16 protein-coding genes and 1 pseudogene are annotated in these 19,464 nt (G+C 47.2%); 13 read left to right on the top strand and 4 right to left on the bottom strand.

All coding sequences use genetic code 11. The annotated features are described in order from the left end of the window. Positions 1–4: 4 nt before the first annotated feature. From CF651_RS07890 to CF651_RS07845, 10 genes and pseudogenes are all read left to right on the top strand, one after another. Positions 5–1,210, top strand: a complete 1,206-nt coding sequence (locus CF651_RS07890) for an aminotransferase-like domain-containing protein (protein ID WP_094014310.1) — start codon at positions 5–7, stop codon at positions 1,208–1,210. Between the two features lie 247 nt (positions 1,211–1,457). Next, a complete protein-coding gene (sigK, locus tag CF651_RS07885; RefSeq protein WP_094014309.1) occupies positions 1,458–2,159 on the top strand; it encodes an RNA polymerase sporulation sigma factor SigK in 702 nt (233 codons plus the stop codon). 452 nt (positions 2,160–2,611) lie between these two features. Then, positions 2,612–3,922 (top strand): ABC transporter substrate-binding protein, encoded by a 1,311-nt coding sequence (locus tag CF651_RS07880; protein WP_094014308.1) that lies wholly within the window; start codon positions 2,612–2,614, stop codon positions 3,920–3,922. 102 nt (positions 3,923–4,024) lie between these two features. Further along, on the top strand, positions 4,025–4,906 hold the full coding sequence (locus CF651_RS07875) for a carbohydrate ABC transporter permease (RefSeq protein ID WP_094014307.1): 882 nt from the start codon (positions 4,025–4,027) through the stop codon (positions 4,904–4,906). Further along, positions 4,903–5,718: a carbohydrate ABC transporter permease gene (locus CF651_RS07870; RefSeq protein ID WP_094014306.1), complete on the top strand. Its 816-nt coding sequence runs from the start codon at positions 4,903–4,905 to the stop codon at positions 5,716–5,718. The genes CF651_RS07875 and CF651_RS07870 overlap by 4 nt, the downstream gene beginning before the upstream one ends. A gap of 44 nt (positions 5,719–5,762) precedes the next feature. Beyond that, positions 5,763–7,520, top strand: coding sequence for a sensor histidine kinase (locus tag CF651_RS07865; RefSeq protein ID WP_094014305.1), 1,758 nt, complete (start codon positions 5,763–5,765; stop codon positions 7,518–7,520). 2 nt (positions 7,521–7,522) lie between these two features. Further along, positions 7,523–9,157 carry a response regulator gene (locus CF651_RS07860; RefSeq protein WP_094014304.1) on the top strand — a complete coding sequence of 545 codons (1,635 nt, stop codon included), beginning with the start codon at positions 7,523–7,525 and terminating at the stop codon, positions 9,155–9,157. 13 nt (positions 9,158–9,170) lie between these two features. Beyond that, positions 9,171–10,670 carry a UxaA family hydrolase gene (locus CF651_RS07855; protein ID WP_094014303.1) on the top strand — a complete coding sequence of 500 codons (1,500 nt, stop codon included), beginning with the start codon at positions 9,171–9,173 and terminating at the stop codon, positions 10,668–10,670. Between the two features lie 278 nt (positions 10,671–10,948). Continuing rightward, the gene (locus CF651_RS07850; RefSeq protein ID WP_094014302.1) at positions 10,949–11,962 is read left to right on the top strand and encodes a zinc-binding alcohol dehydrogenase family protein; all 1,014 of its coding nucleotides are present in this window, start codon (positions 10,949–10,951) and stop codon (positions 11,960–11,962) included. Positions 11,963–12,045: 83 nt separating this feature from the next. After that, positions 12,046–12,246: pseudogene (locus CF651_RS07845) on the top strand (sigma factor-like helix-turn-helix DNA-binding protein); the annotation flags it as partial. Between the two features lie 299 nt (positions 12,247–12,545). On the opposite strand, the gene CF651_RS07840 reads toward CF651_RS07845, so the two are convergent. The 4 genes from CF651_RS07840 to CF651_RS07825 are packed head-to-tail and all read right to left on the bottom strand — an operon-like array spanning position 12,546 to position 16,210. After that, positions 12,546–13,211, bottom strand: a complete 666-nt coding sequence (locus CF651_RS07840) for a methionine ABC transporter permease (protein WP_094014301.1) — start codon at positions 13,209–13,211, stop codon at positions 12,546–12,548. After that, a complete protein-coding gene (locus tag CF651_RS07835) occupies positions 13,204–13,974 on the bottom strand; it encodes a methionine ABC transporter ATP-binding protein (protein ID WP_094014300.1) in 771 nt (256 codons plus the stop codon). The genes CF651_RS07840 and CF651_RS07835 overlap by 8 nt, the downstream gene beginning before the upstream one ends. Positions 13,975–13,992: 18 nt before the next feature. Further along, the gene (locus CF651_RS07830; protein ID WP_094014299.1) at positions 13,993–15,336 is read right to left on the bottom strand and encodes an LLM class flavin-dependent oxidoreductase; all 1,344 of its coding nucleotides are present in this window, start codon (positions 15,334–15,336) and stop codon (positions 13,993–13,995) included. A 22-nt stretch (positions 15,337–15,358) separates the two neighbouring features. Continuing rightward, positions 15,359–16,210: a MetQ/NlpA family ABC transporter substrate-binding protein gene (locus CF651_RS07825; protein ID WP_179232729.1), complete on the bottom strand. Its 852-nt coding sequence runs from the start codon at positions 16,208–16,210 to the stop codon at positions 15,359–15,361. Positions 16,211–16,582: 372 nt separating this feature from the next. Between CF651_RS07825 and CF651_RS07820 the strand changes: the two genes are divergently transcribed. The 3 genes from CF651_RS07820 to CF651_RS07810 are packed head-to-tail and all read left to right on the top strand — an operon-like array spanning position 16,583 to position 19,452. Continuing rightward, on the top strand, positions 16,583–17,428 hold the full coding sequence (locus CF651_RS07820; protein ID WP_094014297.1) for an STM4015 family protein: 846 nt from the start codon (positions 16,583–16,585) through the stop codon (positions 17,426–17,428). A 2-nt stretch (positions 17,429–17,430) separates the two neighbouring features. Then, positions 17,431–18,648 carry an STM4014 family protein gene (locus CF651_RS07815; RefSeq protein ID WP_094014296.1) on the top strand — a complete coding sequence of 406 codons (1,218 nt, stop codon included), beginning with the start codon at positions 17,431–17,433 and terminating at the stop codon, positions 18,646–18,648. An 18-nt stretch (positions 18,649–18,666) separates the two neighbouring features. After that, positions 18,667–19,452 (top strand): STM4013/SEN3800 family hydrolase, encoded by a 786-nt coding sequence (locus CF651_RS07810; RefSeq protein WP_094014295.1) that lies wholly within the window; start codon positions 18,667–18,669, stop codon positions 19,450–19,452. Positions 19,453–19,464: the final 12 nt, after the last annotated feature.

Below are 19,464 nucleotides of genomic sequence, written 5' to 3'. Positions count from 1 at the left end.
GTCCATGTCTTCGATTTTAGATACGTTTGCGTTTGCCAAACGGATTCCTGCAACGCCATCCATCGGCAGTACGACGGTTACGAAACCGGATCACATCCACTTGTCCTTCGGCTTCGCTGCTCCCGATTTGTTCCCGATCGAACTGCTCTCCCAATCGGCTGCCGATGCCGTCACGCTGTACGGGAGAAAGGCGCTGCAATATTCGGGCTCCGGCGGCCCCGGGAAGGTACTCCATTGGATTCAACAGCGTTCTCTGGTGCATGGCATTCAGGCGGACTCGAATCAAATTTTGGTGACCTACGGCTCCACACAGGGGATTGATTTGGCAACGCGAATTCTCGTTGATCCGGGCGATCATGTATGGGTGGAATCCCCCTCCTTCTTCAGTGCGCTTCAAGCGTTTCGGACGGCGGAAGCCCATATTACATCCTTCCCTATCGATGGGGACGGGGTTCGTGTAGACCTCATCGAGGAGGCTCTGCTGGAGGCGAAACGGAATAACAGGCCGATTCCCAAATTGTTCTATACGATGCCGACATACCATAATCCCGGAGGCGTAACGTTATCCCTTGAGAGAAGAAAACGGCTGGCCCATTTGGCGGAAACGTACAACTTCTTCATCCTGGAGGATGATGCCTATTCTGAGCTGAATTTTACAGGTGATCGCTATCCGGCTCTGTATACTCTGATTCCGCAAAGGGTTATCTACTTGAATACTTTTTCCAAAATTATCGGGCCGGGCCTGCGCTTAGGCTGGGTCATTGCCGATTCGCGGGTGATCGAGAAGATGAGATTGTTGAATCTTGGCGGCAGTATCGGCGTATTCACCCAGGAAATTTTAGCGGAGCTGCTGCAGCGGCTGCCTTTTCAAGAGCACATCGACCGTTTAATTGCCCATTACCGGAGGCAAAGGGATGTATTGGCGGCTGCGCTCCGGGCGAGCTTCGGGGATCACGTCACCTTCCATCTGCCTGAAGGGGGCTTCTACATCTGGCTTACGTTCCGTAAGGATGTCAACACGAGCGCATTCGTACAGGCGGCCGCTGATTTGGGGGTTAGCTTCGTAGACGGCAAAAGCTTCTTCGTGAACCCGGAGGGCTACCATCATGCAAGGCTTTGCTTCAGCTATGTAAATGAAGAGCAGCTTGTTCGAGGTGTTCAGCATATGGCGGATGCATATTTCGATTATATCGGCAGGACAGTTTCCTGAAATAACCAACCTTTACCCTATGACGGGCAGATGCTTCTGAACGTTGTGAGGTAAAGGTTTTATTTTTGTGCGAATGACCGGCGGCTGATTTCCATGGGCCTGCTTTTTTTCAATTGAGTTAAAAGTCGTGAAGCTGTTTTATTTGAAACGTACAGGCACTTCTAGGCTGCTGCCCACATAAAATGATACTACTCTAAGCGGAGGCATCCGAAGTTTTGCTCCGCAAAACTTGTAGGGGGTGGCAGCTTTGCCTGGATTCTTTTCAGCAATCGCCTTGTTCATTAAAGAGTTAATGTTACTCGTCTCGTACGTCAAAAATAATGCTTTTCCCCAACCGCTTTCAGAAGCGGAGGAAGATAAACACCTTCGCTTAATGGCCGAAGGCAACCAGCATTCGAGAAATTTGCTCATCGAGCATAACTTGAGACTGGTGGCTCATATCGTCAAAAAATTCGACAACACCGGCGAAGATCTGGAGGATCTGATCTCTATCGGAACGATCGGCTTGATCAAAGCGATCGAATCCTTTTCTCCCGACAAAGGCACGAAGCTGGCAACCTTTGCTGCACGATGCATTGAGAATGAGATCCTGATGCACCTGCGGTCGCTGAAAAAAACGCGCAAAGACGTTTCACTGCACGACCCCATCGGAACGGACAAGGAGGGAAATGAGATTACATTGATCGATATACTCGGCACGGAGGCCGATGATGTCGTGGATAAAGTTCAGCTGAAAATCGAGAAATCGAAAATTTATAAGAATCTGGACATATTGGATGATCGGGAGAAGGAAGTTGTTGTTGGCCGCTTTGGGCTCGAGCACGGTGGAGAAGAACGGACGCAGCGGGAGATTGCGAAGGAGCTGGGGATATCGCGCTCGTATGTATCCCGGATTGAGAAGAGGGCGCTGATGAAGCTTTATCATGAGTTTTATAAGGCGAAGCGGTGATAAGTTGGTGAAGGGCCTGCCGGTTGGCAGGTCCTTTTAAACCTATTAAACAAATTGGGTATTATAATCGAGCTTATTCGACAAGTGGAAAAAATATAGATTCGCTAAAAAGGAAATTTATTACGACTAATATTACATAGCAGAGGCTATATTAAGGGAAAAAGAGCAAAGGAGTTAAGTGCAGACAAACGCTTAACTCTTGTGCTCTTTGTGTCTATTGCTGCTCTCTTAAGCAAGTAATCCATTTGTTTTGCAAATGGAAGGGACTTTTGTTCAGCTTTACGCCCTGACCCATGTTCTCTGATACTGACACACGAACAGAATGCAGCTGGAGAATTGATAAAATTTTGATATATAATGCTTTAATTTGTGCTATAGATACGGATATGACAGCATTATAAAATAATAAATGAAAGCGAAACCAATCATAGCAGCAGGAAGGGGTCTCAACAATGAAGCTAAATAAAAGGGGAATCGTTGGGTTGACGCTTGCCTTGTCAATCGGTTTGACGGCATGCGGACAAAGCACGAAGGAGGCAACGGAGGCGCCAGCGGCGGACAAGCCATTTGCGGGAAAAAAAATAACCGTTTTTGCCTTAAGCCATCCTTGGACAGACGCATTGAAATCGTCCCTCGGAGAATTCAAGCAAGCGACGGGTATCGATGTTGATCTGCAGGTATTTCCGGAGGAACAGATACAGCAGAAGCTTGCCGTTCAATTCACAACGCAATCCGAAACGCCGGATGTATTCACCTACCGTCCATACATGGAAAAACTTTTATATGATAAAAACGGCTGGACAGAACCGCTGGACAGCTATGTAAAAAAGAATGCTGCTTACCAATTTGACGATTTCTCTAAAGCCTCCGTTGACGGAAGCATGGTGAACGGCAAGTTGATGTCGATCCCGCTTTGGACGGATCAATTCGTTATGTACTACCGTAAAGACATTCTGGAGAAAAACAATATCCAGGTGCCAAAAACATTGACAGAGCTGGAAGCAGCCGCCAAAAAGTTAAATGACCCTGACCATGATTTCTACGGCTTCGTAGCTCGCGGACAGCGCAACGCGCTTGTTTCTGCTGCGGCTTCCTTCATCTACTCCGAAGGCGGGGATTTTATTTCCGGCGGCAAGGCGGCAATTAATACACCAGAAGCGATAAGCGGTTTGGGCATATATGCGAATCTGCTTAAGAATTACGGACCAAAAGGCGCGCTGAACATGGGATGGCCGCAAGCTGCCGCATTGTTCGCCCAAGGAAAAGCGGCGTTCTACGTCGATTCTGCCGCTCTTTTCAAAAATACGACCGATCCTGCGCAATCGCAAGTGGCCAAACAAGTCGGATTCGCTCCGTTTCCGGCAGGGACAGCAGGCCAGAAGCCATATGCCATCGCCGCTTGGGCACTTGCCATGAACCCGAAATCGGTGAAAAAAGATGCTGCTTGGGCATTCATGGAATGGTCAACGAACAAGGAAAACGTTCTTCGCATTCAACAAAGCGGCGTACCTGGTGGACGAGACTCTGTCTGGGCTTCTCCGAAAGGCACCGACCAATTCCCTGCGGATCTCGCTGATGCGATCAAAACTACGATGCGCATTGGCGTTGACCACAGCGTTCCTCAAGTGATGAGCGTAACGGAAGCTCGTGACGTGGTAGGTAGTATCGTCGTGAAAACCATGCTTGGGGAAGACATTAAAACAGTTGCGGAGACGGCAAACAAGGAACTCCAAGCCATTATTGACAAAGACAACAAAAAGTAAAAAAAGTTAAAATACCATGCAATATGGGCAAACCGTTATGCATAGGTTTGCCCCATTCACTGATAAATAAGTGTGCATGTTGATTACAAAGGAGCCAGACATATGATCATCCGTTGGATTGACCGTCATCTCAAGTGGGTATTTACTTTGCCAGCCGTGCTTTTCATCGTCCTGATGGTCGCTTATCCGCTTGCTTATACAGGAAGACTCAGCTTCTACGAATGGAGCATGTCCGCTGTCACTCCACCCGCGTGGGTAGGATTTGACAATTATGTCATGCTGCTTAAAGATCCTCAGTTTTGGGGCGCTCTGAAAGTGACTATCTACCATACTTCCGTCAGCATCGTGCTCGAAACCGTACTCGGCATTGCGATCGCCCTGTTGTTCTCTCGTCAGTTCAAAGGAGGCCGCTTCGCCAAAACGGTTATGATGCTGCCCATGGTTACAACTCCGGTAGCCATTGCTCTAGTATGGCTGCTGATCTACGAGCCTTCCATCGGTATCGCTAATCAGGCGTTGAAAGGGCTCGGCTTCATGAAGCAGGAATGGCTCGGATCGGTTACACAGGTCGTTCCCTCTTTGATCCTCATTGATGTGTGGGAATGGACCCCATTCATTGCTCTTATCGTTATTGCAGGCTTGGCTTCTCTGCCGAGTGATCCTTACGAATCGGCTGACATTGATGGCGCAAGTTCCCGGCAGAAGCTCTTTTATATTACACTGCCGCTGCTGATGCCAACGATTATTACCGCCGTTACACTGCGCATTATCGATTTGCTGAAGACGTTCGACACCATTTACGCAACAACGCAAGGCGGACCCAACTTTGCCTCCCAGACGCTTAATATTATGATATACGATAAGGCGTTCCAGAACTTCAAGCTTGGCCAAGCATCCGCATTGCTTGTTATCTTTTTCCTACTCATATTGTCCGTTATCATCTTATTGACGTCTATTCGCAAAAGGCAGGAGAGCCATACATGAAAACGACAAAACTTGCCAAAATAAACTATACGATCTTAAATATCATCATTTTATTGCTGTTTCTCTTCCCTTTCCTGTGGATGCTGACCGCTTCCATCAAAACGCAGGCGCAGGTGCTGTCACCGGAGCATATGTTTATGTTCAAGCCGACCTTTAAAAACTATATGACCGTATTCACGGAATACAATTATTTGAAATTCATCTGGAATACGTTCGTAATTGCCATCGCATCCACATTGGGCGCTCTCCTGCTTGGACTGCCCGCCGCATATGGAATTGCGAAATACAAAATGCCTTATTTTGCACTAACTATTCTCGTTGCCAAAATCATACCCGGCATCACCTATTTGGTGCCTTGGTATATCCTGTTCAATAAAGCGAAGCTGATCGACTCTTTCATTGGTATGACGCTGGCCCATATGGTTATCGGGCTACCGTTTATCATGTGGATTATGATTCCTTTCTTCGAGCAATTTCCGAAGGAAGTCGAAGAATCCGCATGGATTGACGGTTGCTCGAAGGTGCAAACCTTTATCCGGATGGTGCTCCCGGTCTCTTTACCCGGTATGGCAACCTCCTCGCTGCTTGCTTTCATTTTTTCCTGGAACAACTTCATGTTCTCTCTCGTACTGTCAGGCGAAAAGACGAAGACTCTTCCGCTGGCCATCTACAATTTCATCGCGAATACTTCTATTAACTGGGGAGCGCTTATGGCAGCTGCCTGCATTATCACTTTACCCGTTATTGTTATAGCGCTGTTTACACAGAAATATGTCGTGAGCGGACTATCTGCGGGAGCCGTAAAAGGATAAAATAGATACAGGCATCGTTGAATAGGCAAAAGGAGAAATGAGCCATGTTTCGTGGTTGGAACACATTCAACAAAACTGTTTTATTGATTCTTATCGTGCTTCTGCCAATTGCTTTCATTTTCAGCTACACCAATCAAATATCGGTTCAAGTCATTGAGAAGGAGCTTCAAGAGAAGGCGTTGAAGCATCTTTCCTTTTTTGGGTCGCAAATCGACAATACCGTCAATCAATTATCCGTTAATGCCATCGTTCTAAGCAGGGACCCTGGCATTAAAAGAGTGGGAAATATCGGTACCGGACCCGGCTCATATGAACGGCTTCAGGAGCAGGAGGATTTTATTCAGAAAATAAGCCTTCTTAGCGCAGCGAGCAATTGGACGAATCGACTGACTATCTACTATCCTCAAATTCAGCAAGCGGTATCCAGCGATTACTACAGCGTCTACAATGAATCTTATCTGGATGAAATGAGCAATCAGCCCGTCGGTTCCTGGATTTACCATGCAGGCCGGAAGGGCGATTCGTATTTTGCCAAATTCCTATGGAGCCCCTTTCTTATCAACCAGAAGCCCAAAGATGCGGAAACGGTTGTAGAGGCGCGATTTCCAGAGAGCAATCTGATTACAATGCTTCGCGATTATTCGAGTGCTGAGAACGGTAATTCCATCTTTTATAAGCAAGGCAATGCGCCTATATACGATCCTGAGACCAACTCGGAGCTGACGAACAAGATTAATGCCGCTTTGGACAAGGAGCCTCCTGATCAGAACGGATACCGTATTATCAACATCGATGATGAATCGTACACGGTTGATTATGTCCGATTAGAAAGTCTCGGTTGGTACGCGGTGAGCTATTTTCCGTTAGAGCAGGTGCTGCTCCCCATTAAGAAGAGCCGCGATTTGTTCTACACTTCTATTTCGCTCATGCTCTTGATTGGATTGCTGGCTGCGGTATTCCTGTACAGGCAGGTTCAATTACCGATAAGAAAACTGCTTCGCGGCATCGAAAAAATTCAAACCGGTACGTATTCCTATCGAATCCGCCATATGCCAAAGAACGAGTTTGATTACTTATTTATAAAATTCAACCAGATGTCCAGTGAGATTCAGCGGCTTGTGAAAAAGGTGTATGAAGAGAATATTCGTTATCGGGATGCACAGCTGAAACATCTGCAAGCGCAAATTAATCCTCACTTCTTATCTAACAGCCTGTTTTTCGTTAAAAACATGATTGCCGTTGACGATAAGGATGCTGCCACGCGGATGATTCTTAATCTCGCTTCCTACTATCGCTACGTCACCAAACTCGAGCATACGATGACCTCTTTACAAGAGGAACTTGAACTGATCGACAATTATTTAGTCATTCAAAATTTGCGGCTGAAACGGTTTCATTACGAAATTCATATTCCTGAGAGCATGAGAGGGCTGCAAATTCCACGCCTGCTGATCCAACCAATTGTCGAGAATACGGTGATCCACAGCATCGAGAAATCCGGACGCTACGGCATTATTGATATTACTGGTGAGCTGATTGGCGAAGAATACGTAATAACCATAGACGACAACGGCAAGGAAATATCAGAGGAAACGATCCGCAAGCTCCAGCTCAAGGTGGAACGAGATGTCAAGGACGGGGAAGGCTTCGGACTTTGGAACGTTCACCAGAGGCTGCGCTATCATTTCGGACAAGAAGCCGGCTTGCAATTTACCCATTCCCAGTTGGGAGGACTTAGAGTCGCCATCCGCTGGACAGTATCAGGTTCGAGGAAAATGGAAGGTTCGGAAGGAGATCAGTAATTATGCAACTACTGCTTGTTGACGATGAAATGAGTGTCGTGGATACGCTCGCCGAAACCATTCCTTGGAATTCGATTGGCATCGAGACCGTTCACAAAGCTTATTCCGCATTTGAAGCGCTTAATCTTCTGAACATGCACGAGATCGACATCGTCATCACGGACGTGCTCATGCCTGAAATGGATGGTCTTGAGCTTACACGCAGCATTTATATGCATTGGAAGCATATCAAATGCCTGCTCTTAACCGCGCATGCCGATTTCGAATACGCCCATGCCGCAATCAAACACAATATTCAAGGCTATTTGCTGAAGCCAATTGACGATCATGAGCTCATTCTTCAAATCAGCGCCGTCGTCCAAACCATTGAAACCGAGAGAGAAAATAAATATAACTACAACAGAGCGATGGCTACCATGCGCCATCACCTGCCGAAAATACAGGCAGAGCTGCTGCAAAGCTTGCTCCAAGGCAAGCGGATGCCGGCAGATAAGCTGGAAGAGCAGCTCAAGCTGCTGAAGATTCCCGTGGTGCAGAACCAACATGTATTCATAATGCTTGTTCGCTTTAAAGACCATTTGATTGATTACAATGCTTTCGAGGTTTCATTAATGGAATTCGCAATCGGCAATTTAGCTAAAGAGACGTTTCAAGAATACTTCGAGACGTGGTATTGTCGGGATGCTCACGAATATCTGGCTTTCGTTTTGATTCCAAAGCCTGAGCAGGATTATGATGAGGAACAAGTTACCGCAGAGAGGGCTCAATACCATCTGAATCGGCTGGTGAATCAGTTTCAAATCAATGTACAGCGCTATTTGAACAAACCGATCTCGGTGCTGTCCGGTCATTCGGGACTTTTTCCTAACGATATGATGAAAATATACAATAACCTGCTGCTTCTGCTCAGCAAACGGTTCGGGGATGATAAAGAACTGCCCGTCTACATTGCAGGACATGGGGAAATGGCAACTATCACCACCTTAGTATCGCTGTATGAGCCTCCACTGCTCGTCCATCTCATGGAAGCGGGCCAGTGGGAGACCTCGTCGTCCAAGCTGGATGCCATATTGCATGAGCTTGAAACAGATTGGTGCGAATCGTCGGAGCAGTTGACGGAAGCTTTCTTCTCCATCTTCTCCTCATTTTCTTATATTGCCCATAAGCAAGGCCGAAGCCTTGCCGATCTCATCGGAGCAGAGTTCGTACTGGGAAAAGAACTGCAGCCAGCTAGAACAGTCAAGCACTTGAGGGAATGGACAACAAACGTGCTGGATACCTTCCAGAGAAGTGCGCAGAACGAGACGAGGACAGCCCGAGCAGCAGCCGTAAAGGAAGCCCAGAAATTTATCATTTCCCATCTGTCTGCCGACCTTTCCGTCCAGCTGATATCCGATGTGCTTAACATGCATCCCACCTACTTGTCCCGTCTGTACAAACTGGAAACAGGCGAGAATATTAGCGAATACATTACTCGTCTAAAGATGGAAAAGGCCATCCTGCTGCTGAAAACGAGCACGAAGAAAATTTATGAAATCTCGATTGAAATCGGCTATCAAAACCCGCATTACTTCATAAAGCTGTTTAAAAAGCATTTCGGCTCCACGCCACAGGAATACCGCAATATGAAACTGTAAGGAGAGACCTCATATGAAAAAAAGCGATTCAGCTATAGTCATACACCCGGAAGACTCTGTTTGTATAACCACCCGCTCCTTTACCAAGGGAGAGACAGTTGCTTTTGAAGATAAGATTATGACTTTGCAAGAAGATATTCCATCTGGGCATAAAGTTGCTAGAAGACATCTATCAGCCGGAGAACATGTGTTGAAGTTCGGTTATTCCATTGGACGTGCAAGCTCAGACATTCAAGAAGGACAATGGGTGCATACCCACAACCTCCGGACGAATCTGGAGGGGAAGCTGAACTACAGCTATAAGCCGGCCAAAGAGGAGATTAAGCGGCAGCCTTCGGACCTGACATTCCAGGGATATATCAGGAGCAACGGGGAAGCTGGCATCCGTAATGAAATCTGGATCATTAATACGGTAGGGTGTATCAATAAAACAGCGGAAATACTAGCCAGAATGGGCAATGAACGCTTTAAGGATAGCGCTATCGACGGGATATTCCATTTCGCCCACCCCTTTGGATGTTCGCAGTTGGGTGATGACCTTAGCAACACGCAAAAAATATTAAGCAATCTGGTTCATCATCCCAATGCCGCTGGCGTTCTGGTTCTGGGGCTCGGTTGTGAAAACAATTCCGTCAATCAATTTATGAAGGTGATTGATGAATTCGATCAAGATCGAGTAAAGTTTCTAATCAGTCAGGAAGTCGAAGATGAATTGGAAACCGGTATGGACTTGATTAAGGCGTTAGTCGAGTATGCAGAATCGTTTAAACGCCAACCCGTTCCCATCTCCGCTTTGAAAATTGGTATGAAATGCGGAGGCTCTGACGGATTTTCAGGCATTACGGCTAATCCTCTGGTCGGCAGCTTCTCGGATTTACTGGTTTCCTACGGTGGAACAACCATTATGACCGAAGTGCCGGAAATGTTCGGGGCGGAAACGATTCTCATGAATCGGGCGCAGGATGAAGCGGTATTTAACAAAACAGTGGCTTTAATTAATGATTTCAAAAATTATTATATCAGTCATAACCAGGTCGTCTACGAGAATCCGTCTCCGGGAAATAAACAGGGAGGGATTACGACACTGGAAGAAAAATCTTTAGGTTGTGTACAAAAAGGCGGACATGCCTATGTTGCGGATGTGCTTCCCTATGGCTCCAGAGTCGTGAAAAACGGTCTGAATCTTGTTCAGGGTCCGGGAAACGATCTGGTTTCTGTAACAGCTTTAGCTGCATCTGGCGCTCACATCGTCCTGTTTACGACAGGCCGCGGCACCCCGTTTGGAGGACCGGTTCCTACCGTGAAAATTTCGACAAACAGCTTGTTGTGCCAAAAGAAATCGAACTGGATTGATTTTAACGCTGGGCAGCTGTTGGAAGATGTTGGATTTCGCGAGTTGACTGATGATCTATTTCACTACGTATTGCAAGTCGCTTCGGGGGAGATTGCGACTCGCAATGAACAAAACGGCTTTAAAGAAATCGCCATTTTCAAAGATGGGGTAACTCTTTAAAAATTGGAGAGAAACCATATATTTTAAAATGGTACACACATGGCTGCTAGTTCTAAATTCTGACTAGATGGTTGGGCAAATTGGCATCCGGTCTCATCTGAGATTCAGCAGCGATGCAAGCAGGCGGCAGAGCATTGGGAACGGATGAGCCGATAGATACTGAACTACTACAAGAGGTGCTCGAGATCCTGGAGCTTGTTCACAATAAATCATGGGTAAGCGGAAGAACTGAATATAATGAGAACGTATATGTATAAAATAGATAGGAGGCGTGTTGCTTGAGACAGATAGTCTGTGAACAGATTGAGCAGTTTAAGCTTGTTGAGACGCAGGAGCCGACATTAACCGCTGGAGAAGCCATTGTGCGTATCAAAAGAATTGGCATCTGCGGAACCGATTTGCATGCTTACAAAGGAAATCAGCCATTCTTCAGTTACCCGCGCGTTCTGGGGCATGAACTGGCTGGTTATGTGGAACAGGTTGGCGAAGGGGTAAATGATCTGCAAGTTGGCAATCAGGTGAGTGTTATTCCTTATCTACACTGCGGTACCTGCATAGCTTGTCGCAACGGAAAGACGAACTGCTGCACAGCAATGAGAGTGCTTGGCGTCCATGAGGACGGGGGGATGCGAGAGCTTGTTTCTTTACCTGCCGATTATTTAATCAAAACGGATGGACTAACGCTGGATCAATCGGCTATGTTAGAGCCACTTAGCATCGGAGCTCACGCGGTACGGAGATCGGAGCTGCGCGCGGGCGAAATCGTGCTAGTCATCGGAGCGGGTCCTATTGGTTTGGGTGTTATGATTTTGGCGAAGCAGCGGGGGGCCACTGTAATTGCGATGGACATCAATGACGAGCGTTTGGCTTTTTGCCTGGAATGGGCAGGCGCAGATCACGCCATTCATGCGCTGCAGCAGCCGCAGGAGCAGCTAGCGGCTCTTACGAATGGTGAAATGCCGACCGTTGTGTTCGACGCCACGGGCAATGGGAGATCGATGACGGATTCATTCGGTCTAGTCGCGCATGGCGGCAAATTGATTTATGTCGGATTGGTCAAGGCAGACATCACTTTCCATGACCCTGAGTTCCACAAACGGGAGCTTACACTTATGGGCAGCCGTAACGCGACAACAGAGGATTTTAATACGGTGCGCGCCGCTTTGGAAAGCGGAAGCATCGATATCGAACGCTTTATTACCCATCGTGCTTCATTCGAAGGGATGATTGAACAATTTGAGACTTGGCTGAAGCCGGAGTCCAAGGTGATCAAAGCAATCGTCAGCTTGTAAGTCTAGTGAATGGCTATATATTATTGATAGTATGCTAACGTCTGTTCCCCATCATTTACCAGGAAACAGTTTTCATGAATGTGAAGATATACCGCAATTTGGATCTATTGGATGAACGGAAAAAAGAGGTTGTTGTAGGCCTGTTTGGGATAGAGCTTGGCGATGAGGAACGGACGCAGCGGGAGATTGCGAAGGAGCTGGGGATATCGCGCTCGTATGTATCCCGGATTGAGAAGCGGGCATTTAAAATGGACGAGCTTATTCAGCAAGTGGAAAAAATATAGTCACTTTAATACAGCCGCTAACAGCACGCTGATCGAACAAGCAAGCTTACACGTATAACGTCATAAAGTAAAGGAAGCCAGGGACCGTCATGATCCAGTCCAAGGCTTCCTTTGTTTGTATGCTCTTGTATACGAACCTTGTTTCATATCTCTTTTTTGTCGTGTACGTCTCAATTTCGCGTTGCCGGCATGATTCGTATCTCGCGTACGGATCCATTGAAGAATGTCCGTACCGGGCTGTAACAGGGCTCGTTTTAGATAAGTCTCAGCCGGGATCTATCCATTGCTGTGACTATTTCCTAGAGTCTTTTGTCCAATTTGCGAACCAAATAGTTACCTGTGAACTGAAAAACCTGGACGCAAATGATAATTACAATGATCGTAAATCCCATAACATAAGGTTGGTATCTTTGATAACCATAGAGTAAAGCAAAGTCTCCCAGGCCGCCGCCTCCGACAAGCCCCGCTACCGATGAATAATTCAAGAAACTGACCAATATAATCGTCACGGAGTTAACAATGCCAGAGCGAGCCTCTACGTACAACACTTTCCAAACGATCTGTAACCGGCTCGCACCCATGGACTCGGCAGCTTCAAGCAGTCCTCTGTTTACCTCAAGCAAGGTTTGCTCGACAAAACGAGAAAAGTAGGGGGTTGCCGCAATCACTAAAGGTACAATGACAGCTGTAGTCCCTAGAGCGGTGCCTACAATAAACCGAGTGATCGGAATGACCGCAATGAGCAGAACGATAAAGGGAAAGGAGCGAATGATGTTGACAATGGCGTTCAAAAGGATGTAAGTTTTGGGAGCCTTAATGAGGGATCCCGGCCGGATGAAATACAATATAGTGCCAAGGGGAATGGCAAAAACGATTGTAATTGGAATAGCAACGAGAAGCATGTACCACGATTCTCCGAGAGCTATCCAAAAGTCCGGCATCGCTTTCGTTATTTCCTCAAGCATACTTCTCCTCCTCCACAGAGAAATAAAAATTTTCCCGTTTCAAAAGGAATTTTGCGATTCTTGACGTCGGCACGAATGCCGGATCCTTAAGTATAAAATTTTCAACGATAATACCGTTCTCCATCACAGCGACTTTATTGCAAATCGAATTAATAACATCCATCTCATGCGTAACGATGACAATGGTAATGCCCAATTGCCGGTTAATCTGCTTCAAATAACGAAGGATGCTCTCAGTCATTTGCGGATCGATGGAAGAGGTCGGCTCGTCGCACAATAATACTTTGGGCCGATTGGCAATAGCTCTGGCGATCGCAACTCGCTGCTTCTGACCCCCGCTTAACTTCACGGGATAGACATTCGATTTTTCCGAAATCTCTAGTATATCCAGGCATTCTTCGATTCTTTGCCTATGTTGCGATTTCGGAACGCCCGCCAGCTCAAGCGCTAAAGCTACATTGCCATAAACGGTCCGGTTATTGAGCAGATTAAAATGTTGAAACACCATCCCGATCGAATGCCTTTCCCGCCGAAGCTCTTTTTTCGATAAGCGGCTTAGTTCCTTGCCATCAACAAACACATGCCCGCTGTCAGGCCTTTCCAGCAAATTGATCGTACGCATCAATGAGGATTTTCCTGCTCCGCTAAACCCGATAATGCCATAAATATCGCCTTTCTCTATCTCCAATGATACATCCCGAACCGCGTGGACCACACCTTCATCGGTCGTGTATGTTTTATGTATGTGCTTCAAGGTAATCATGAGCTAGAATGTCCTCCTTCATGCCCTTTGTTTCCGATACCGATTAGGTGGAATAGGCACGCCGATGTTTTCGCGGAACGTATCCGCCTCATATTCCGTTCGATACAGTCCTCTGCTTTGAAGAATGGGGAGGACGAGATTAACAAAATCATGGATGCCTTCCGGTACAATCGGGCCTGAGCTTACGATAAAGCCATCGACGGCTTCCGACTCGAACCACTCTTGAATTTCATCAGCAATCTGTTCCGGTGTACCGACAAACGTGCCTTTATCTTTACGGGTGGCGTTTCGAATAGCCAATTGGCGAAGCGTAAGCTTTTCCTCCTTCACGATTCGATCCAACTGTTCTACAGCACTTTTGAAACCGTCTGAGCCCCAATCCGTCCATTTGTCCGGAAGCGGCTCATCCAACGGAAACAATGTCTTTAGATCAACACTATTGAAATAACGGTCGAGTGTATTAAGGGCTTCATCCACATTGACGAGTCCATCAATTTCCGCCAGCTTGCGCTGGGCTTCCTCCTCGGTACGGCTGACAATAATGCTGACGCCAGGAAGAATATGCAGGTGCTCCGGTTCTCTGCCGTGAGCATGGACTCTGCTTTTTAGTTTTCGATAAAAGGCTTGTGCACTGTCCAGACTCCCTTGATGCGTAAACACGATATCCGCGTGCTTCGCAGCGAAATCGATCCCTGCGTCGGAGGAGCCTGCCTGCACAAGTACCGGATAGCCTTGTTTCGTACGTTCGCTGCTTAACGGCCCTTTAACAGAGAAATATTTACCTCTATGGTCCAGTACATGAAGCTTTTCCTGATCGAAAAACACGCCTTTTTCTTTGTCCCGGATAAAAGCCCCTTCTTCCCAAGAGTCCCATAATCCTTTGGTAACCTCAACAAACTCATCAGCAACCTCATAACGCTGGTCATGCTCCAAATGGGCTTCTTTGCTAAAATTAAGTGCGGTATTGGCTAACGCGGTCGTCACGATATTCCAGCCGGCCCTGCCATTGCTAATATGATCGAGTGAGGAAAAAAGCCGCGCTACATTGTAAGGTTCGCTATATGTAGTGGAGAGAGTGCCGACAAGTCCGATATGCTTTGTAACGCCTGCCACGGCCGTAAGCAGCGTCAGCGGCTCTAGGCGGTTGATTAGCGGAGGAGGCGAATTTTCGTTAACGAACAACGTATCACCAACGAATATAAAATCCATCTTGCCTTCCTCGGCTTTTTGCGCGCATTCTTGAAAATATCGGATATTAATTGGTGCATCCGACCAATGTCGGGGATGCTTCCATATCGAGTTCTCGCTGCCGCTGCTCAATGCACAACCGAGTATGAGCTGTCTTTTTGCTTTCTTGGGCATGGATAAATACCACCTTTCAAGATTACCATGAATAGTAAATACTTCCTGCATCGTACTTTTTAACGTAAAAATCCTTCACTGCCGCACTAAAATAAGCTTGCTGCAATGCTTTGAGCTTGGCGGAGCCGATTAGCTCGGGACGGGTAAGAGCAATGATGTAATAATCTTTTGCGTCGGCCGATTCGAGGCCTAAAGCATCGGTAAGCTTGAATCCCCCCTGAATTCTCAAGCTTTGATACAAGAAGCCGGCATCGACATCATCCAATGCTCTTAGTAGAACTGCTGTATCGACAGATTTGAATTTGTATTTATGCGGATTTTCAATAATATCCGAAGGAGAGGTTTTTGTCGGGTCTGTACCCGGCTTTAACTTGATGAGACCTTTACTTTGGAGAATAAATAGGGGACGACCGGCATTTGAGGCATCGCTTGGAATGCTGATCGTAGCACCCTCAGGCAGCTGCTCTAAGGATTTGTACTTTCTTGAGAACAATCCATTCGGGGCGAAAGTTGTTTTAAACGCCTCGACCAAATTCGTTTTTTGCGCTTCATTATAAGTGTTCAGGGCGGCAGTATGCATGCCGATTAAGGCATCGTAGTTACCAGCCAACACTTCTTTGTTCCCGACATTGGTGTCGGATGGCGTTTTGAATTCGAGCTTATAACCCAGTTTATCCAATTCCGTTTTTAAAATCGGAGCAACTTCATCGTTGTTGTTGACGGTTGAAGCTAATAATTTGATCGTTACATCCTCAGGTCTGACTTGGGCGGGAGCCGGTTGGCTCGACGAGATTGCTGTTGTAGAAGGCTGTGAACCGCATGCGCTGACAACAAGAAGCAGGGACAGGAAAATGACTAGCTTAACTTTTTTCATTTCATGGTTTCTCTCCTTTGATGTGTTAATCATGTTTGAATTTGACCTATAACTACGATCTACAGTATTCATACTAAACCTATATGAATTATATAATATATGGTAAGTGAATGTTCTATTTTTGTCTAATAGACCTTTTCTATTTCTGAATCGTTTGAATAGAATAGTCAGATAGAGTAAATAAGGTCAAAGCATTACAACTATCCATTTACAGGTGAGTGCGATGATAGTACAGGGGAAATCCAAGCAGTACAAATTTGAGAAGCAAAAGCAATTATGTAGAGAATGTGAACGAAATGGAAAACATTTGAAACGGGTGTGTGTGGCTTTTATAATGAATGAAGGTCATTATTCATTTTAAGGAGGTATTTTATGTCCGAGTGTAAACTATCCGTCGATTATGATCAGTACGAGAATGGAGTCAAAATCCTAGATTTAATAGAGGAGCTAGCAGGTAAGGAGGAGAGCTTGCAGCTTGAAAGTCTCGTTATCGGTGACTGGGGCGGCGCCTACGAAAATGATTCCAGTGAAATTGTAGAAGCGCTGGTTCGGCTGAAAGACCGCTTTCCAAAGCTGCGCAGCTTGTTTATTGGCGATATGTCCTATGAAGAATGTGAGGTCTCTTGGATTAATCAATCCAATTTGGGACCGATTTTATCTGCTTATCCCGAGCTTACATCCTTCACGATTAAGGGAAGCACAGGTCTCAGTCTTGAACCGGCCCATCATGACAAGCTGGAGGAGCTGACGATCATTTGCGGCGGCCTTGGAAAAAATGTCATTGCCAGCATTAGCGATGGCAGCTTCAAAAGCCTGAAAAAGCTGGAGCTTTATCTAGGGGTTGAAGAATACGGATTCGATGGAAGCCTCGACGATGTCCTCCCGCTGATCGAGCCTGGTAAATTCCCTCAGCTAACCTACCTGGGGCTCAAGGACAGTGAAATTCAAGATGACATCGCTGTGGCTGTAGCCAATGCACCGATTGTTGATCAGCTTCACACGTTGGATCTTTCGATGGGGACGTTATCGGATGTGGGAGCCGAAGCGCTGATCAACAGTGAGAGGATCAAGAGGCTGGAGCTGCTTGATTTAAGCTACCATTACATGTCGGATGAAATGATGAATCGTTGGAAGCAGTCAGGCCTCAACGTAGATATCAGCGATCAGCAGGATGCTGATGATGACGAGGATTACCGCTATCCTTCATTGACGGAATAACGATGAGATCGATGATACTCATCGGCAATTCTGAGAATCGAAGAACAACCGGATTACAAGCGGCAAGAGCACGGCTGGGGCTGCCCCCAGCCCTTGTTTTGGATTATATCGATGTGCTGCAGGGAAAAGCATCCTTGACTTCAATTACACAAACCCTGGGACGAGCAATGGATGAACCGCCCTTGCTGCGGCTCGACGCTCCGGGGGAGCATTTTGAAGTGGAGCGTGAGCTTATTGCGCTTGGCGCCCCTGACGCCGAAGCAGCCCATATAGACGATCGTTGGGTAAGGTGTGACCAGAGTATTGTCCAGCCCATTTCAGTTCGGATGGCCCAAGGCTTGCAGGAAATCAAGGGGAAGCTGTATCATCCTTCCCAGTGGTTTCGCGGCTATTGCAGGCTGTTGTCCCGATTGGACAGGGAGGCGGTTCAGCTGTGGGATACGCCGCGTTGGATGAATGCTCCTCAGGACATCGCCGCTATGTTCGACAAAAGGGTTACGCACCGGCTCTTATCTTCAGCCGGGCTTCCGGTGCCTAGAAGACTAGCGCCACCGGAGGCTATTCCGGATTATGATACCCTGCGGGATATGATGAGACATGAGCGGACATACCGGTTATTTATTAAGCTTGCCGCAGGTTCCGGCGCTTGCGGCGTCATTGCCTATCAAGTCAACCCCGCTACGGGGGCGGAATCGGCCGTGACAACCATTGGGGTGGAAAATTATATCGCCAGGCCCCCGTTATTTTATAACGTGAAGAAGCTGGCGATCTACAAAGAACGCCAAGTCCTACGTCAAATCATCAATTGGCTGTTGGGACATGGCGCGCATGTGGAGCAGTGGATTCCGAAAGCGTCTTATGGGGATCGTACTTTCGATATCCGGCAGCTTGTCGTGGCAGGTAAGGCTTGTCACAGTCTGGCAAGAGTAAGCAGAACACCTATCACGAATCTGCATCTGGATAGCGACAGAAGGACCTTGGCAGAGATAGGCCTGCCTGATGAGCTTCAAGCTGCCGTGCGGCAATGCGCCGAACGGACTTTATCGGTTTTTCCGCGTTCTACCGTCGCAGGTATTGACGTATTGCTCAGCAGCGGGTCGTATCGGCCCTATGTATTGGATGTCAATCCGTTCGGGGATTTGCTATATCATAGCCATTATGAAGGACATGACCCTTATGAATGGGAAATGAAAATGGCTTCGCACCCTTCGACGATCTAAATGGAAGGGGACACCTTGATGTTTAACATGAATGAAATGGCAGGCAGTCATGACATTCTCATGATTACGCTGGATACATTGCGCTATGACGCCGCCGTCCTGGAGGAGGAGAACTGCCCGAATTTGTGCGGAGGCGGACATTGGGAAAAGCGACACACGCCGGGCAGCTTCACCTATGCGGCGCATCATGCTTTTTTCGGCGGATTTTTGCCCACCCCAGCTACGACCAATAAGTCAGAGCATGTTCGGTTGTTTCATTCGAAAAATACGGGATTAAAGACTCACCCGTATACATGGCAATTCGATTCAACAGATATCGTATCCGGCCTGCAGGCCGAGGGCTACCGTACGATCTGCATAGGCGGAGTGATCTTTTTCACGAAAAAGGTACCGCTGGCCAAAGTGCTTCCCGGCTATTTCCAGGAAAGCTATTGGAGAATGACCTTCGGGGTTACGAATCCACGCTCGACAGAGCATCAGGTGAACCATGCCATCAAGCTGCTGCAAAACTCGGATCAGGCCGAGCGTCTGTTTCTGTTTATGAATATTTCGGCGATTCATGGGCCGAACCATTATTTTGTCCCTGGGGCGAAGAAAGACTCAGTGGAGACACAGCGCGCGGCGCTCCGTTATGTGGACGGGGAGCTTGGACGATTGTTTCACGCATTCAGAGAACGGGAGCGGCCCGTATTTTGTATGGCGTTCTCTGATCACGGCACCGCCTACGGCGAAGATGGCTACAACGGCCATAGGCTTGCGCATGAGGTCGTGTGGAATGTGCCTTACCGCGAATTTATTTTGTAAGGTGAAAGGAGG

The organism is Paenibacillus rigui (genome assembly GCF_002234615.1).
Lineage (GTDB): Bacteria > Bacillota > Bacilli > Paenibacillales > NBRC-103111 > Paenibacillus_S > Paenibacillus_S rigui.
The sequence above is the reverse complement of the archived record's forward strand: the minus strand, read 5'-3'. Positions and strand labels throughout refer to the sequence as shown.

Coding starts and splice junctions, on each gene's coding strand:
- CF651_RS07860 (WP_094014304.1), top strand. CDS start 7,523: ATGCAACTACTGCTTGTTGACGATGAAATGAGTGTCGTGGATACGCTC.
- CF651_RS07890 (WP_094014310.1), top strand. CDS start 5: ATGTCTTCGATTTTAGATACGTTTGCGTTTGCCAAACGGATTCCTGCA.
- CF651_RS07840 (WP_094014301.1), bottom strand. CDS start 13,211: ATGCTTGAGGAAATAACGAAAGCGATGCCGGACTTTTGGATAGCTCTC.
- CF651_RS07875 (WP_094014307.1), top strand. CDS start 4,025: ATGATCATCCGTTGGATTGACCGTCATCTCAAGTGGGTATTTACTTTG.
- CF651_RS07870 (WP_094014306.1), top strand. CDS start 4,903: ATGAAAACGACAAAACTTGCCAAAATAAACTATACGATCTTAAATATC.
- CF651_RS07865 (WP_094014305.1), top strand. CDS start 5,763: ATGTTTCGTGGTTGGAACACATTCAACAAAACTGTTTTATTGATTCTT.
- CF651_RS07815 (WP_094014296.1), top strand. CDS start 17,431: ATGAGATCGATGATACTCATCGGCAATTCTGAGAATCGAAGAACAACC.
- CF651_RS07825 (WP_179232729.1), bottom strand. CDS start 16,210: ATGAAAAAAGTTAAGCTAGTCATTTTCCTGTCCCTGCTTCTTGTTGTC.
- CF651_RS07855 (WP_094014303.1), top strand. CDS start 9,171: ATGAAAAAAAGCGATTCAGCTATAGTCATACACCCGGAAGACTCTGTT.
- CF651_RS07810 (WP_094014295.1), top strand. CDS start 18,667: ATGTTTAACATGAATGAAATGGCAGGCAGTCATGACATTCTCATGATT.
- CF651_RS07835 (WP_094014300.1), bottom strand. CDS start 13,974: ATGATTACCTTGAAGCACATACATAAAACATACACGACCGATGAAGGT.
- CF651_RS07820 (WP_094014297.1), top strand. CDS start 16,583: ATGTCCGAGTGTAAACTATCCGTCGATTATGATCAGTACGAGAATGGA.
- CF651_RS07880 (WP_094014308.1), top strand. CDS start 2,612: ATGAAGCTAAATAAAAGGGGAATCGTTGGGTTGACGCTTGCCTTGTCA.
- CF651_RS07830 (WP_094014299.1), bottom strand. CDS start 15,336: ATGCCCAAGAAAGCAAAAAGACAGCTCATACTCGGTTGTGCATTGAGC.